14 protein-coding genes are annotated in these 13,340 nt (G+C 44.2%); 9 read left to right on the top strand and 5 right to left on the bottom strand.

The window, feature by feature from the left end:
- Positions 1 to 3: 3 nt before the first annotated feature.
- Positions 4 to 678, bottom strand: a complete 675-nt coding sequence (locus tag LX69_RS00685; RefSeq protein ID WP_111443874.1) for a response regulator transcription factor — start codon at positions 676 to 678, stop codon at positions 4 to 6.
- A gap of 190 nt (positions 679 to 868) precedes the next feature.
- Here LX69_RS00685 and LX69_RS18315 point away from each other — a divergent pair, with 190 nt between their 5' ends.
- The 3 genes from LX69_RS18315 (at position 869) to LX69_RS00700 (ending at position 1,877) form a co-directional block, all read left to right on the top strand.
- Positions 869 to 937 carry a hypothetical protein gene (locus LX69_RS18315; RefSeq protein ID WP_111443981.1) on the top strand — a complete coding sequence of 23 codons (69 nt, stop codon included), beginning with the start codon at positions 869 to 871 and terminating at the stop codon, positions 935 to 937.
- 303 nt (positions 938 to 1,240) lie between these two features.
- The gene (locus LX69_RS00695; RefSeq protein WP_111443982.1) at positions 1,241 to 1,543 is read left to right on the top strand and encodes an FtsB family cell division protein; all 303 of its coding nucleotides are present in this window, start codon (positions 1,241 to 1,243) and stop codon (positions 1,541 to 1,543) included.
- Complete coding sequence (locus tag LX69_RS00700; protein ID WP_111443875.1) at positions 1,533 to 1,877, top strand: hypothetical protein; 345 nt, start codon at positions 1,533 to 1,535, stop codon at positions 1,875 to 1,877. The genes LX69_RS00695 and LX69_RS00700 overlap by 11 nt, the downstream gene beginning before the upstream one ends.
- Positions 1,878 to 1,955: 78 nt before the next feature.
- Here the strand turns inward: LX69_RS00700 and LX69_RS00705 are convergent, their stop codons facing one another.
- Both LX69_RS00705 and LX69_RS00710 read right to left on the bottom strand, forming a co-directional pair.
- Positions 1,956 to 2,828, bottom strand: a complete 873-nt coding sequence (locus LX69_RS00705) for a DUF4861 family protein (RefSeq protein ID WP_221621231.1) — start codon at positions 2,826 to 2,828, stop codon at positions 1,956 to 1,958.
- Between the two features lie 122 nt (positions 2,829 to 2,950).
- Positions 2,951 to 4,663 carry a glycoside hydrolase family 28 protein gene (locus LX69_RS00710; RefSeq protein WP_245934902.1) on the bottom strand — a complete coding sequence of 571 codons (1,713 nt, stop codon included), beginning with the start codon at positions 4,661 to 4,663 and terminating at the stop codon, positions 2,951 to 2,953.
- A gap of 426 nt (positions 4,664 to 5,089) precedes the next feature.
- Here LX69_RS00710 and LX69_RS00715 point away from each other — a divergent pair, with 426 nt between their 5' ends.
- Together LX69_RS00715 and LX69_RS17470 are read left to right on the top strand one after the other, a co-directional pair.
- Complete coding sequence (locus LX69_RS00715) at positions 5,090 to 5,317, top strand: AbrB/MazE/SpoVT family DNA-binding domain-containing protein (RefSeq protein ID WP_146260589.1); 228 nt, start codon at positions 5,090 to 5,092, stop codon at positions 5,315 to 5,317.
- 137 nt (positions 5,318 to 5,454) lie between these two features.
- Positions 5,455 to 8,067 carry a DUF5916 domain-containing protein gene (locus LX69_RS17470; protein ID WP_146260590.1) on the top strand — a complete coding sequence of 871 codons (2,613 nt, stop codon included), beginning with the start codon at positions 5,455 to 5,457 and terminating at the stop codon, positions 8,065 to 8,067.
- 179 nt (positions 8,068 to 8,246) lie between these two features.
- On the opposite strand, the gene LX69_RS00725 is transcribed toward LX69_RS17470, so the two are convergent.
- Positions 8,247 to 8,840 carry a DUF4294 domain-containing protein gene (locus tag LX69_RS00725; protein ID WP_111443877.1) on the bottom strand — a complete coding sequence of 198 codons (594 nt, stop codon included), beginning with the start codon at positions 8,838 to 8,840 and terminating at the stop codon, positions 8,247 to 8,249.
- Positions 8,841 to 9,070: 230 nt separating this feature from the next.
- Here LX69_RS00725 and LX69_RS00730 point away from each other — a divergent pair, with 230 nt between their 5' ends.
- The 4 genes from LX69_RS00730 (at position 9,071) to LX69_RS00745 (ending at position 12,480) form a co-directional block, all read left to right on the top strand.
- Positions 9,071 to 9,406 carry a MerR family transcriptional regulator gene (locus LX69_RS00730; RefSeq protein ID WP_111443878.1) on the top strand — a complete coding sequence of 112 codons (336 nt, stop codon included), beginning with the start codon at positions 9,071 to 9,073 and terminating at the stop codon, positions 9,404 to 9,406.
- On the top strand, positions 9,406 to 10,542 hold the full coding sequence (locus LX69_RS00735; protein ID WP_245934903.1) for a Nif3-like dinuclear metal center hexameric protein: 1,137 nt from the start codon (positions 9,406 to 9,408) through the stop codon (positions 10,540 to 10,542). The genes LX69_RS00730 and LX69_RS00735 overlap by 1 nt, the downstream gene beginning before the upstream one ends.
- 3 nt (positions 10,543 to 10,545) lie before the next feature.
- A complete protein-coding gene (locus LX69_RS00740) occupies positions 10,546 to 11,307 on the top strand; it encodes a zinc ribbon domain-containing protein (protein WP_111443879.1) in 762 nt (253 codons plus the stop codon).
- Between the two features lie 108 nt (positions 11,308 to 11,415).
- Entirely contained in the window at positions 11,416 to 12,480 is a 1,065-nt protein-coding gene (locus LX69_RS00745) for a family 43 glycosylhydrolase (RefSeq protein WP_221621232.1), read from the top strand.
- Positions 12,481 to 12,604: 124 nt separating this feature from the next.
- Here LX69_RS00745 and elbB read toward each other — a convergent pair whose 3' ends face one another.
- A complete protein-coding gene (gene elbB, locus LX69_RS00750; protein ID WP_111443880.1) occupies positions 12,605 to 13,264 on the bottom strand; it encodes an isoprenoid biosynthesis glyoxalase ElbB in 660 nt (219 codons plus the stop codon).
- Positions 13,265 to 13,340 lie beyond the last annotated feature (76 nt).

Here is a 13,340-nt window from a genome sequence, read left to right on the forward strand (position 1 = left end):
GCATCAATTATCGAGGTAGTAACCCAGTCCTATTTTTGTGTGGATGAGTTTTGGCTCAAAGTCGCGGTCAATTTTCTTGCGAAGGATGGTGATGTATACATCAATGACATTGGTGTTGGTATCGAAGTCAACCTCCCATACTTTTTCAGCAATGTCAACGCGCGAAAGAACCTTGCCTTTGTTACGCATCAGGTATTCGAGCAATTGGTATTCTTTAGAGGTGAGTTCAATGGTTTTGCCGGCTCGGATGGCCACTTTTTTATCTAAATCGAGTTCCAGGTCGGCCACTTTAAGATTATTGGTGCGGCGCACCATCCCTGATGTCCGTTTGATGAGTACATTGACTCTGGCGAGTAATTCCCTGAATTCGAATGGTTTGGATAGATAGTCGTCGGCGCCGGCATCAAAGCCGGCCAGTTTATCATCGGTTGATGACATGGCGGTGAGCATGATGACGGGCACGTTGGCGTCCTTTTCGCGAATGCGTGCGCACAGTTCCAGCCCATTGAGGTACGGGACAATGATGTCGAGAATGATAATGTCATACTGGTTGCGATTGATTTTCATCTCCCCAATTTGGCCATCGTAGGCAAAATCGACCTCAAATCCTTCCACTTCAAATCCTTCTTTTAAAAAGGCTAAGAGTTTGGGTTCGTCTTCAACCAGTAGTATTTTCATGTGTTTATAATTTGTTTTTCAATGGTCACATTGAACTCTCCAATGAGCAAGATTCTGTGTGTGTATACGTTAGATATAGCTCGTTTTATGATTCAATTATTTGACATCTCTTCTTAATGAGCGTTTGTGTGTAAATTGTGCATTGCATTAGCGATGACGTTTGGGTCGTGTAAAATGCCTCTAAAAATACATCTTTCACCCGAATGCGAGAAAGTTTGATTATTTTTTCCTGTGTTTGTGGTTGTTGCGAGTGAGTTAAATTAGTTTTAATTGCTTTATAACACCAATTTAATCTCATTTTAATAGTCTGAAAATACTTTTACACTACCTGAAATTATTAAATGAACATACGAGCCGTTTGGAATAGCAGCCCAATTGGTTTGGTTAGTACAGCAAAAACAGCATTTTAACAGTATTGGCAGCAAGGTCTGCTTATTTATGGTTTAAAAAAGGGCACTTAGCAGCGTGCCCTTTTTTTATGGCCTTAAGTGTGTCAACTATTCATCGGGGGATGCGGGTTTTTGACTTTTAAAAAATTACTTTTGCATTCAAATCAATGCTTATGTGGAAAAGAATTTGGCCTGTCGTTAAACCCTTGTTTCGCAATAAATATTTTGTCACGGCTTTGGTTTTTCTGATTTGGATCGGAGTGTTTGACCAAAGTAACCTTTGGGAGCGTTTCAGGATGAGCCGTCAGATACGCTTTCTGGAACAGCAAAAAAAACACTATCAGGACGAAATCGACCAAAATAATCGCAAGTACGAGGAGCTTCGCAGTAATTCTGAGAATCTCGAAAAGTTTGCCCGTGAGGAGTATTTGATGAAACGTAAAAATGAAGTCATATTTGTCGTCAATGAAGAGTAAAGATGAAGGCCGTGAGCGTGTGGTTTCGCTCGTATCGTATATGGCCATGGGGTTGGTGCTTGCAGGCGTGTTGATGCAAATTGGTGCCATCGGCGGTGGGTTGTATGTGATGGCCGCCGGAGCAATTCCTTTTTTTGTTCTCCGGTTGTTTATCAGGTGGCGTGCTCCCAAGGATCACGCTCGTATTCGTACCGTTATGGTTTATAGTGCCATGCTTTTGTTGGTGGCTGTGGTGGCCGGATATTTGAATAAACCTTATTGGATGTTGCCCGTGATGGTGGCTTCTATGTTAGAGTTTTATATCAGTTTTCGATTGTCAAAATTAGTCGCGTGACATACTATGATAAAAGAGCCGAGCCTTGGATTAATTGATCCAAAGCTCGGCTCTTTTTATGATGGGCATCAGCGGCTTCTATTTAGTGGCACCCCACTGGTTGACGTACTGGATGAATGCATCGGCAGTGGTCATTTTTTTCTCATTTTCACATGCCGACGTGATCCACAATGAGATGTATTTGCCAGGTTTTGAAATGAGTTGGTATTCCTTGTCGCCTTTTTCTATTTTGGTGTAATCATTCGGATTGAACCGGATGGCTGAGCCAATGTTCATTGGAAAGGCGGCCACGTCTTCGGGGTGAATACCCCAGGTTGCGATGGTGTTTTCGGCCTGCCAGGTTTGCATGCCCTTATGGTGGTTGATGCCTGTCATGAACATGACCGGCTCATCGGTGAGGGCAAAGGCCTCCACTTTGGCTTCGCGAATGCCCGAATAAACGGTCACGCGCACCAGGATGTCCACTTTGCGATTCTGGTAGGGAATTCCTTCCGAAAGCATCTCCATGTAAGATATAGTGCCTTCTTTAACCACGCGAGCCGAACGCCTGGATACCGGGTTGAGGAATACCACTTTTTCGCCGTCCCATAAGCGGATACCTCCCAATCCAACGGTTTGACCTACTTTGTACTGATCTGAGCCCCACCCTTTTTTCTGTTGTTCGGGGGTAGGATACCATAAGGCTTTGCCCAATTCGAGCTGGGGTTTCTGTTTGTTGTAAACATCGATGGCAGTTTTGAAATCGAAATATAGGCGATAGCCCACCCATTCGTTCTCAATGGCCGGGCCGTGATGCATAAGCATTTTGTATAAATTGCCATCGACCGATCCCACGGATGGTACTTGCTTGAGCGAGTCTTTCCAAAGCAGGCTGATGTCCGTCTTGTTTTGCGATATCGCGATGCCTGATAGCATGAGCATTACAGCGGTGATGAATGTGAACTTGTTCATGAGCGGTTGTTTTAAATCGTTCTTGTGTTTCAAAGATACAATCTATTTATGTGTCATAAAAGTAAAGTAGGCCAAAGGACATTTCACGCTTCCGTTGGATGCCCTTTGTTGATGCCTGTTCGTTACCATGTCACCATGTCGGTGTTGACTTGTGGTGAAATGGTCACTTGTTCTTTTTTGATTTCTGAAGAAAGTTTGACATTGCTGGTGCGTTGGCCTTCAATTTGAATGGCTTTGGCTTCATTTGTGGTGTAGGTGAAGTTGTTGACGTCGAAATTTTTAACGTTTTTGAGGACTAATGGCGCTCCTGATTTCGGATGAATGCTCACGTTTTTCAAGTGAATGTCGGTCGATTCGGAAAATTCAGCACCGTATTGAGCCGTAACGGTCACGTCTTCGATGTTGATGTTCGATATATTCATCTCTGGCAGGCCGTTGAAGAACATGGCGCGGCGGGCATTGCGCGATGTTACGTTTTTGAAGTAGATGTTACGAAAAGCCGGTGTTTCTTCATTGACTTCGGGGATAGAGGTTTCTATTGGTGTTTCATCACCATCGGCCAATACTTCAGATGCCGATTTTCCGCCGTAATAAAGATCAAACAGGAACGAGTCGGTCACAATATCCACCATTGTCACGTTGGAGACGTAGATGTTTTCGACCACACCACCGCGTCCGCGTCGGCTTTTGAATCGTAGACCCACGTCTGTTCCCAGAAACTGACAATTGCGGACAACAATGTTGCGTGCGCCCCCCGACATTTCACTTCCAACGACAAATCCACCATGGCCTTTGAATACCGTACAGTTATCAACAATCACGTTTTCGGTTGGACGTGCTCTGCGGCGTCCATCGGCGTCTTTTCCCGATTTGATGCAAATGCCGTCGTCGCCCACGTCGAAGGTGCTGTTGATGATTAATGCGTTTTTGCAAGATTCTAAATCCAGTCCGTCACCGTTTTGGGCGTACGATGGATTGCGAACCTGAACGTTGTTGATGATGACATTTTCGCACATCAGGGGATGAAGATTCCAGCTGGGAGAGTTTTGGAACAGAACTCCTTCCAGTAGTAGGTTCTTACATTCAATGAAGCTCACCATTACCGGTCTCAGAAAATCTTTCACACTTAACCAATCTTCGTCGGTGTTCATGTTTCGGGGCACGTTCATATCGGCTTGTTTGTCTCCTAAAAGTGATTTTTCGGAGGGAAACCAGTAGTCGTCTCTTTTTAATACTCCGCCCGAAGCCAATACTTTATTCCAGTGCGATTCCGTAACCTTGCCGCGTTTTAGAGGACGCCAGGCATGTCCCGATCCGTCGATGGTTCCCTGCCCGGTGATGGCAATGTTTTCGAGGTTGGTGCCCGAAATGGGCGACTGGCATCGTTTGGTGTCCAATCCTTCAAATACAGTGGTTACTAGCGGGTAGTCGTCAAAGTTGCTACTGAACAGGATGATGGCGCTTTTGTCGAGATACAGATTGATGTTGCTCTTAAATACGATTGGGCCGGTGTACCATACGCCTGCAGGAACGATCAGTTTTCCGCCTCCTTTTTGGGACAAGGCTTCAAATGCTTCGGCAAAAGCTTTGGTGTTGTTGGTGGTGCCATCCCCCTTACCGCCAAAATCAGAAATCATTACTTCATTTTTCGGAAAAACAGGATAAGCCACTTTGTTCATCTCAAAGGGGAGATTTTCATACAGGTAATCAAATTGGGCATCCGTAGTTGCCGAACTCTCTCTTGGTTGCTGGCATGATAGTGACAGCAAGCCTGTCATGAAGGCCAATGCAAGACTAAAATGCTTCATGGTCGAATTGGTCTTTTTTAAATTCATTGTTATAGTAGTTGTTTCAGTTTTGTGACTCAACAGGTTTATTAACCTTTTGTGCAATTTACAATGTTGTGTTTTGATGGACAAGGTTGACAGGGATTCAAACCAATTTCTCACACCAAACAAATCAATTAAAACACCTGTGGTTTTTTTTGCCTAAATTTTCCCATGTTGAAAGGGCTTTCTTTTACGAATGTTTTACCTCAATCGCCCTTTGTGGAAGGTCTGTGTTCACAAATTGTGTTTGGGCTATTGCATTTTCTTTGTGTTCGGTTGTAACTTGTATGTTTTTAGGGGAGTACAGTGGGAAATATGTGAAATGCCTCCGTCAATTGCTGAATAGGAAAAGCTCATTTTTCTTACGGTATAAAAATTTGAAAACACCTCATATTTTCCGCTGGGATAATGAGGGAGCTAAGCCAAATTATTATGAAAGCACAAATTGTAAAAGTTGGGAAAAACAAGGCCATTGTGTTGCCTCGTTCTGTTCATCATTTGTTTAATGAAGGGGAGTCCGTGAGTGTGACTCTTGTAGGAACATCATTGGTGATAGAACATGCTCCGGTGTTGAAAAATCGATGCCGGTTACTGACTGATGATGTCTCAGAAGATATTTTGACTGATTTGAGCAATGAATTACAGTCCCTCGAAGGATAGCCATATTTTGAGCGTGTGAGTCATCTTTTGATTTGTACGATCAGCAGAAAAGTTGCTTTTATTATAAGGGTTTTAGTCTCAACGAATGTCCTAGTAATGTTTTGAGCGTTTTTTGTCAATCGTAAAAGCAATCCCCGATGTTGAAGTTGTGTCCTGTTTTGGTTGTCTTTGTGGGTGTGTGGATGATTTTTTGTGGGTTTCAAAATGGAAAATACAAGTCCGTTGACCGTGATAAACGGATTTATGTGACGCAGCGTATCGAAGGTGTTCCACCTGTTATTGATGGTCATTTGTTGGATGAAGTGTGGTTGCAGGGCGACTGGAGCGGTGATTTTACCCAGCAATTTCCTTTTGAGGGGGCATTGCCGTCAAAACCGACTGATGTGAAGGTGCTTTATGATGACAAATATATTTATGTGGGTATCAGAGCTTACGATGCAAAGGATAGCATTGATGCACGTCGGGGGCGGCGCGATGAACTATTTGGCGATGTGGTGGGGATTTGTTTTGATAGTTATTTGGATTATCGAACCGGTTTTGAATTCGATATCACGGCTGCAGGTGCAAAGGTCGATTTGATACTGCTTAATAATGGCATTGATTTTAGCTGGAATGCGGTGTGGGACGGAAAGACAGCTCTTCTTGACAGTATGTGGACGGCTGAGATGCGCATTCCTCTGGGGCAACTTCGGTTTGGAAATCAAGCAGAACAGGTTTGGGGGCTGCATGTGTGGCGTTGGATCAATCGATTGGGGGAGGAGTCACAATGGAACCTGATACCGCGTAACAATGCCGGTGCTTTGTATCATATTGGAGAATTGCACGGCATTAATCAACTGAAGCGTGGAAATATCTTTGAGGTCAATCCTTATGCTGCGGTTATTTCCAACCATCGAAAAGTGGCCGATGACAATCCCTTTGTGCGTCCTAATATGATGGATTACCATTTAGGGCTTGATGGGAAAATGGCCTTGTCGAGTAATTTTACAGGTACATTCACGGTTAATCCCGACTTTGGTCAGGTGGAGGCGGATCCGGCTGAATTGAATCTCACTGTTTTTGAATCGTACTTTGACGAGAAACGTCCTTTTTTCTTGGAAGGGCGTAATATTTTCGATTTTACGGGTTTCAATGTTTTCTATAGCCGTCGAGTCGGACATTCTCCGCAGATTGTTCCCGATGTGAATAATGACAATGGCGAGTATGCTGATGTTCCTCAATACACCACTATTTTAGGCGCATTGAAGTTGTCGGGTAAAACGCCCAATGGCTGGTCGGTGGGTGTTGTCGAAAGCCTCACCCGTAAGGAAGAAGCGAAGGTTTTTAAAAACGGACAAACGCAAACGTTAATGGCCGAACCCCTGACGAATTATCTGGTTGCTCGTGTACAAAAGGATATGAACAAAGGGAATTCAATGGTTGGCGGGATTATTTCGTCAACTCAACGTTCCATTCAGGTTGAGCACGACCTCGCGCGCAGTGCCACCACCGGAGGAATTGATTTTTTTCATCATTGGGCCGACAAAAACTATTTCGCTAAGGGGAGCCTGATCGGGAGTCGGGTGAATGGTAATGCCGCTTCTGTTTTGGCTTTACAGGAGAGCTCATCGCGTTATTATCAGCGAACGGGTGCAGCGCATTTGGAGATTGATTCTGCCTTAACCCGCTTGTCGGGGATGGGATCTACTTTTTCAATCGGGAAAACAGCACGAGGGCGTTGGCGCTACAGTACCGGTTATGATTGGCGTACGCCAGGCCTTGAACTCAATGATCTTGGGTATCTCACCCAGGCCGATCGTATTACTTGGGAAAGCAATCTTGAATATGTGGTCACTGAGCCTCATGCTTTTTTTCGCGATTGGGGAGCCTGGCTTTATGAGGGCGAGAGCTGGACTACAGGTGGCGAACACTTGTGGTCGGGTTTTTACGGTGGTGGATGGATGGGTTTTAAAAATAAGTGGTCCGTAAATCTTCAGTTGGGGAGGGTTTTGTCGCATGTCGATCCGCATTTGCTGCGCGGTGGCCCTGCCGTGAATGTTCCCAATTATTGGACGCCCATTGTCAATTTTTCGACCGATGGCTCAAAAACAATAACGATGAACATGGGGTACAACGGAACGTTGAGTGACGATGGTGTGTCGTTTAGTCACAGTTTTTCGCCAACGCTTTCGTTTAAGATTGGTCAAACGCTGAATCTCTCTTCGGGCATCGCGTTTTCAAAATCACGGGATCAACTGTTTTATGTCGATGTTTTAGATGATAATGTGTCTGGTGAGCATTATCTTATGGGGCAGCAAAATCGACAAACCATGGGGGTGACCATTCGTGCATCGTGGGCGCTTACGCCCGATGTGTCGCTTCAGTATTACGGTAATCCGTATGTGTCGTCGGGTACTTTTTCGAATTACAAAATCATGACAAACCCTTTGTCAGATCGTTATGACGGGTTGTTCGACCGAATTCCGTCGGAGGATGTCGCGATGGGAGATGATGGGAAAATGCACATGAGTTATAGAGGGCATGAATTTGTTTTTGATTTACCCGACTTTGAGTATCAGGAGTTTCGTTCCAATTTTGCGTTTCGATGGGAGTTTAAGCCCGGATCGACCTTTTATGCGGTTTGGACGCACAATCGTTCGGCTTATCACAATTTGCCAAATCCATTGATGTCTAATGCCTGGAGTCGATTGTTTGATGTGTCGGCTCACAATGTGTTTATGCTCAAGTTGAGTTATTGGTTTCCCATTTGAGAGCCTATTTATAACACGCTATACCCGAATGTTATGATGAAGCACATTAAATGAAATCCCTGACAATGAATGAACCCACGAATTACACTAATTGAAAAGCAAGTCATGGAAATTCGTGGAATTAGTGTAATTCGTGGAAAATCCTTTTAACTCATCACAAAATAGGGGAATAGCAAGATTTATAATAAGCCGTTGTCTATTTGTGTGATGATGAATTCGATGGTTTTGTCGTCGCCTTCGGCATCGTATTCCGATTTGAGGTTGGAGCCAAAAACTCGTGCGATGGATTGCCAAAAAAATGCCGAAAACCCGCCTTTGTATTCTTTAATCAAGTCGAAGCTGGTATCACCCGTTTCGCGGTCGATGAGTTTTATTAGGATGCGACCCTGTGTATAGGTGAGTTTTTTTAGGGGCGTTTCAAATTCTTTAAATAGTTGTTTTTCTGCAATCTTTAAGTAGGCTTCTCTTTCTCGGTCGGTTTTGAGTGAGGCCATGTGATTGTTGATTGCCAATAGTTTTTGGCTGGCAATGCGCGCATAGGGAAGAGCTTTTTTGACGTTGTGAACCAAACGAGTGTATCGCGCATGTTGTCGTTTATTTTTGAAATGAAACTTGGCCAAGACATTTACATCGGGCAGGTAAACGTGTGGAATGGTGTCGCCATCAACCACTTTGCCCATTACCAAATGTGGGCGATTGTCCTGTTCCGGTTGTTGGGCAATGGTTGTTTGGCTAAAAAATATGACTGTCAGTGTGATAAGGGTGCGTCGCATGGTTCATGGATGTTTGATGACAGTTGGTCTGATGCAAATTTAGTGCAGTTTTTATTCCGTAGAGATAATTATTAAAGATAAAAACGAATGGTTGTTTCGGTTTTCAGCGTGAATAAGCCTTGGTGTATGAATAATTGTGCCTGGAAGCTTGGGTTTTTTGTTCATATTGATTTCCTTATACCGAAAATCATTAATTTTGGTTTTCAATCGTTCATGTAAATTCACGGTTTATGCCATACAAAGAGACCAAAGTCGAAAAACTCTATTATACCATTGGCGAAGTGGCCAAGATGTTTGATGTCAATACATCATTGATTCGTTTTTGGGAAAAGGAATTCGATGTGATAAAGCCTCATAAAAACAAGAAAGGCAACCGATTGTTTACACAACAGGATGTGGATAATTTTCATGTCATATATCATCTGGTGAAGGAGAAGGGCATGACCCTAAAAGGGGCTGCAAAGAAGATGAAGGATAATAAAACCGAAACCGTTGATAACTTCGAGATTGTCAAGAATCTTGAGTCCATTCGAGCCATGTTGCTCGATTTGAAGGAGAATTTATAATGATTGAATCTCCCAAACAGGATATGGTCAATCCCTCTATTGTAACGGCAGGCGATGTGGCCGGAATTATGGAGACCTTTGCTCCTCTGGCTCTTCAGGAGGGTTATGACAATTGTGGTCTGCAGGTTGGTTCGCAGTTAGATGTCGTCACCGGAATTTTGGTCTGTTTAGACGTGACTGATGAGGTGATTGATGAGGCCATCGCCCTTGATTGTAATATGATTGTGTCGCATCATCCATTGATATTTGGTGGATTAAAGCGTCTCAATGGCCACACTGCAGTGGAGCGAATGGTGATAAAGGCTATTCGACACGGGATTGCGTTGTATGCCGCTCATACCAATGCCGATGCTGTGGGCAATGGCGTGAGTGGTCGAATGGCTATGAAGCTCGGTCTTGAAAAGTGTCGGGTTTTATCCCCTCTGTCGGGACGATTGATGAAATTGATCACATTTGTCCCGGTTGACCATTTGTCGCAGGTGCGAGATGCAATTTTCGAAGCAGGTGCCGGGCATATTGGTCATTACGATTCGTGTAGTTTTCAGGTGCATGGTCATGGAACTTTTCGCGGTGACGCTCAAAGTCAACCTTATGTGGGTTGTCCGGGAACTTTGCATACCGAACCCGAAGTCCGCATCGAAACCGTGATGCCCGATTACCTGAGTTCCCGGGTGGTGGATGCGCTTTTTTCGGCTCATCCATACGAAGAAGTGGCTTACGATTTGTATCCCCTGGCCAATCAGTGGTCGGAACGTGGTTTTGGAATTATCGGGCAGTTATCAAGACCTGAAGCACCACTCGAGTTTTTAAATCGCGTAAAGGCAGTGTTTGGGTGTCAGAGTGTTCGTTACTCCCCTTTAACAACAGGGGATTTTTCTCGTGTTGCCTTGTGTGGTGGATCCGGGAGTGATTTGATAAAGGCCGCAATGGCTGCCAAAGCTGATGTATTTATTACCGGGGATATCAAGTATCATCAATTTTTTGAGGCCGATGGACGGATGGTCATTGCTGATATTGGGCATTTTGAGAGTGAGCAATTCACTAAAGAACTTTTTTTTGAATTACTTACAGAAAAATTGCCTAATTTTGCAATCCATTTATCAAATATCAATAGCAATCCCATAAATTATTTATAGCCAATGTCAACAATCGACGGTAAAGCAACCGCCAACGAAATGTCGGTAGAAGAGCGTTTGCGCGCAATTTATGATTTACAAATTGTGGTTTCGGAAATTGACAAAATCCAGACCTTACGCGGAGAACTGCCCCTTGAAGTGCAGGACCTGGAAGATGAGATTGCAGGCCTTGAAACCCGATTTGGCAATCTGGAAGCTGATATGAAGCGGTTGAATGACCAAATCACAGCCAAGAAAAACGAGATCAAAGAGGCTGGAGTGCTGATTAAAAAATATGAGGCTCAGCAAGGCAATGTTCGCAACAATCGTGAATTTGATTCTTTGAATAAAGAAATCGAATTTCAGCGTCTTGAAATCGAGCTTTGCGAAAAACGCATTCGCGAGTTTACAGTTGAACTGAAGGCCAAAAAGGATCAAGTTGATAGTTCTACAGCGCAGCTTGAAGAACGTAAAGCTGACTTGGAAGCTAAAAAACATGAGCTTGATGAGATCATCAACGAGACACAGGCTGAAGAGCAACGTCTCGAAGCCAAGGCAAACGAAATCGAAGGCCAAATAGAAGAGCGCCTGTTGACGGCTTTCAAACGTATTCGCAAAAATGCTCGCAATGGCTTGGCAGTGGTGTCGGTACAGCGTGATGCGTGTGGTGGTTGTTTTAATAAAATTCCGCCTCAGCGTCAAATGGATATCCGCTCACGCAAAAAAGTGATTGTGTGTGAGTATTGTGGCCGTATTTTGGTAGACGATGATATTGCTACAAAGTAAGGTGGTGTACAAAATGATAAAAAAGGCTGATGGATGGTTCCATCAGCCTTTTTTATTGCATCTGGGTTCAGGATAAGCATATCTTAGCACTTCAAATAATAGGCAAATATGAAAATCGCTCAACTCAAGCAGATGCTTTTAGGTATATCAATGTTCGTCATCATGGCATTGGTCAACGTTACTTTATCTTCAGCTCAAAATGGTCATCAACGTGAATGGCGCATCGGTCAAGAATTTCTAATCGATTCGACGATGGTGCACGATCCGGTAATGATTCGGCACGATAGCACCTGGTATTTATTTGCTACCGGTTGGGGAATTGACGTTTATTCTTCGCGTGATTTGAAGGTGTGGACGCGTGAAAAGGCTGTTTTTGCGCAAGCTCCTCAGTGGGCCGTTGATACCATTCCCGGCTTTAAAGGGCATATTTGGGCACCCGATATTTCCTTTTATGAAGGACAATATTATCTCTATTACTCGGTATCGGCCTTTGGGAAAAATACTTCGGCCATTGGGGTGGCCACCAATCGAACCTTAAATCCTCAAGATCCCGATTTCAAATGGATCGATCATGGACGGGTGATTCAGTCCTATCCGGGTGTTACCAATTGGAATGCCATTGATCCTAATTTGATTTTTGATGTTGATGGGAAGCCTTATATGGCTTTTGGTTCTTTTTGGGATGGATTGCAGTTGGTACGTATGAAGCCTGATTTATTACAGGTTGATGGTGAGTGTGTCACGATTGCTTCGCGTAAACAAGACCCCTCAATTAAAGAAAATCTTCCGTCCATCGAGGGTAATCCGGTGGATGCCGGTGGAAATGCTATTGAAGCACCATTTATTATTCGTCGTGGCGGATATTATTATTTGTTTGCATCGATTGATTATTGCTGTAAAGGCGTTGAAAGTACATACAAAATGATTGTGGGGCGCAGTAAAAAATTGCAAGGGCCTTATGTCGATAAGCACGGTAAATCGTTGCGATGGGGTGGTGGTACGTTATTGATGCAAGGCGACACGAAGTGGCAGGGGGTTGGTCATAATGCCGTGGTAATGGACAATCGACGAACTTATTTGGTTTTTCATGGCTATGATGCTGAATTGCGAGGGCGCAGTATTTTGCGCATCAAGGAGATGGTGTGGAAAAAGGGATGGCCGGTGGTTCAGTAACATTTTTGTTTGTCATTGTTGATGGCAATGACCACTGCGTTTGCATTTAGTTATAAAAAAGAATCTGGTGTAACTTTCATTGCACCAGATTCTTTTTTAATTGTGTGATGTCATCGGAGTGGTGTTATTCAATAAGTTTCATCACCGCGTTGACTGTGTTTTCAGCTCCGGCGGCGACTTGCGTGATGGAGGCGTCGAGCATGTAGCAGGGCGAAGACACGATTTTGTTTTCTTTGTCCACCACAGTTTCAGCATGTGACGTGTTGGTGTGCGTGGCGCCGAAGGCTTTGATGGCATTGGCCGTTTCGGCATCGTTACCGATGGTCAGTTGCCCTTTGCCCAATATTGCGGCAATGAGCACCGGGCTAATGCACAAGGCGCCAATGGGTTTATGGTGTTTGTGAAAACCCAGGATGGCTTTTTTTACATCTTCATCAATGGAGCATTGATCTCCATCAAAAGCAAATGAGCAAAGGTTTTTTGCTACACCGTACCCACCCGGCAGAATGACCGCATCAAAAAGTGTGGGGTTCAATAAGTGGAGAGGGGTGATGTGCCCTCGGGCTATGCGAGCCGATTCGGTAAGAACATTACGCGATTCATCGGAGGTCTCACCCGATAGGTGGTTGACCACCTGAGCCTGCGCTTTGTCGGGTGCAAATAATTGGTAGGCAGCACCGGCTTTTTCAATGGCCCACATGGTGAAGACGGCTTCGTGGATTTCGGCTCCATCGTAAACGCCGCAGCCCGAAAGAATGACGGCAATTTGTTTGCGTGTTGGCATAGTACAATAATTTTTATGGTGTGTGAGGCTTTAAAATGCCCGTTGATAAAGTTGATTGATCATTGTTGTCTGAGAT

The organism is Breznakibacter xylanolyticus, assembly GCF_003254275.1.
Lineage (GTDB): Bacteria > Bacteroidota > Bacteroidia > Bacteroidales > Marinilabiliaceae > Breznakibacter > Breznakibacter xylanolyticus.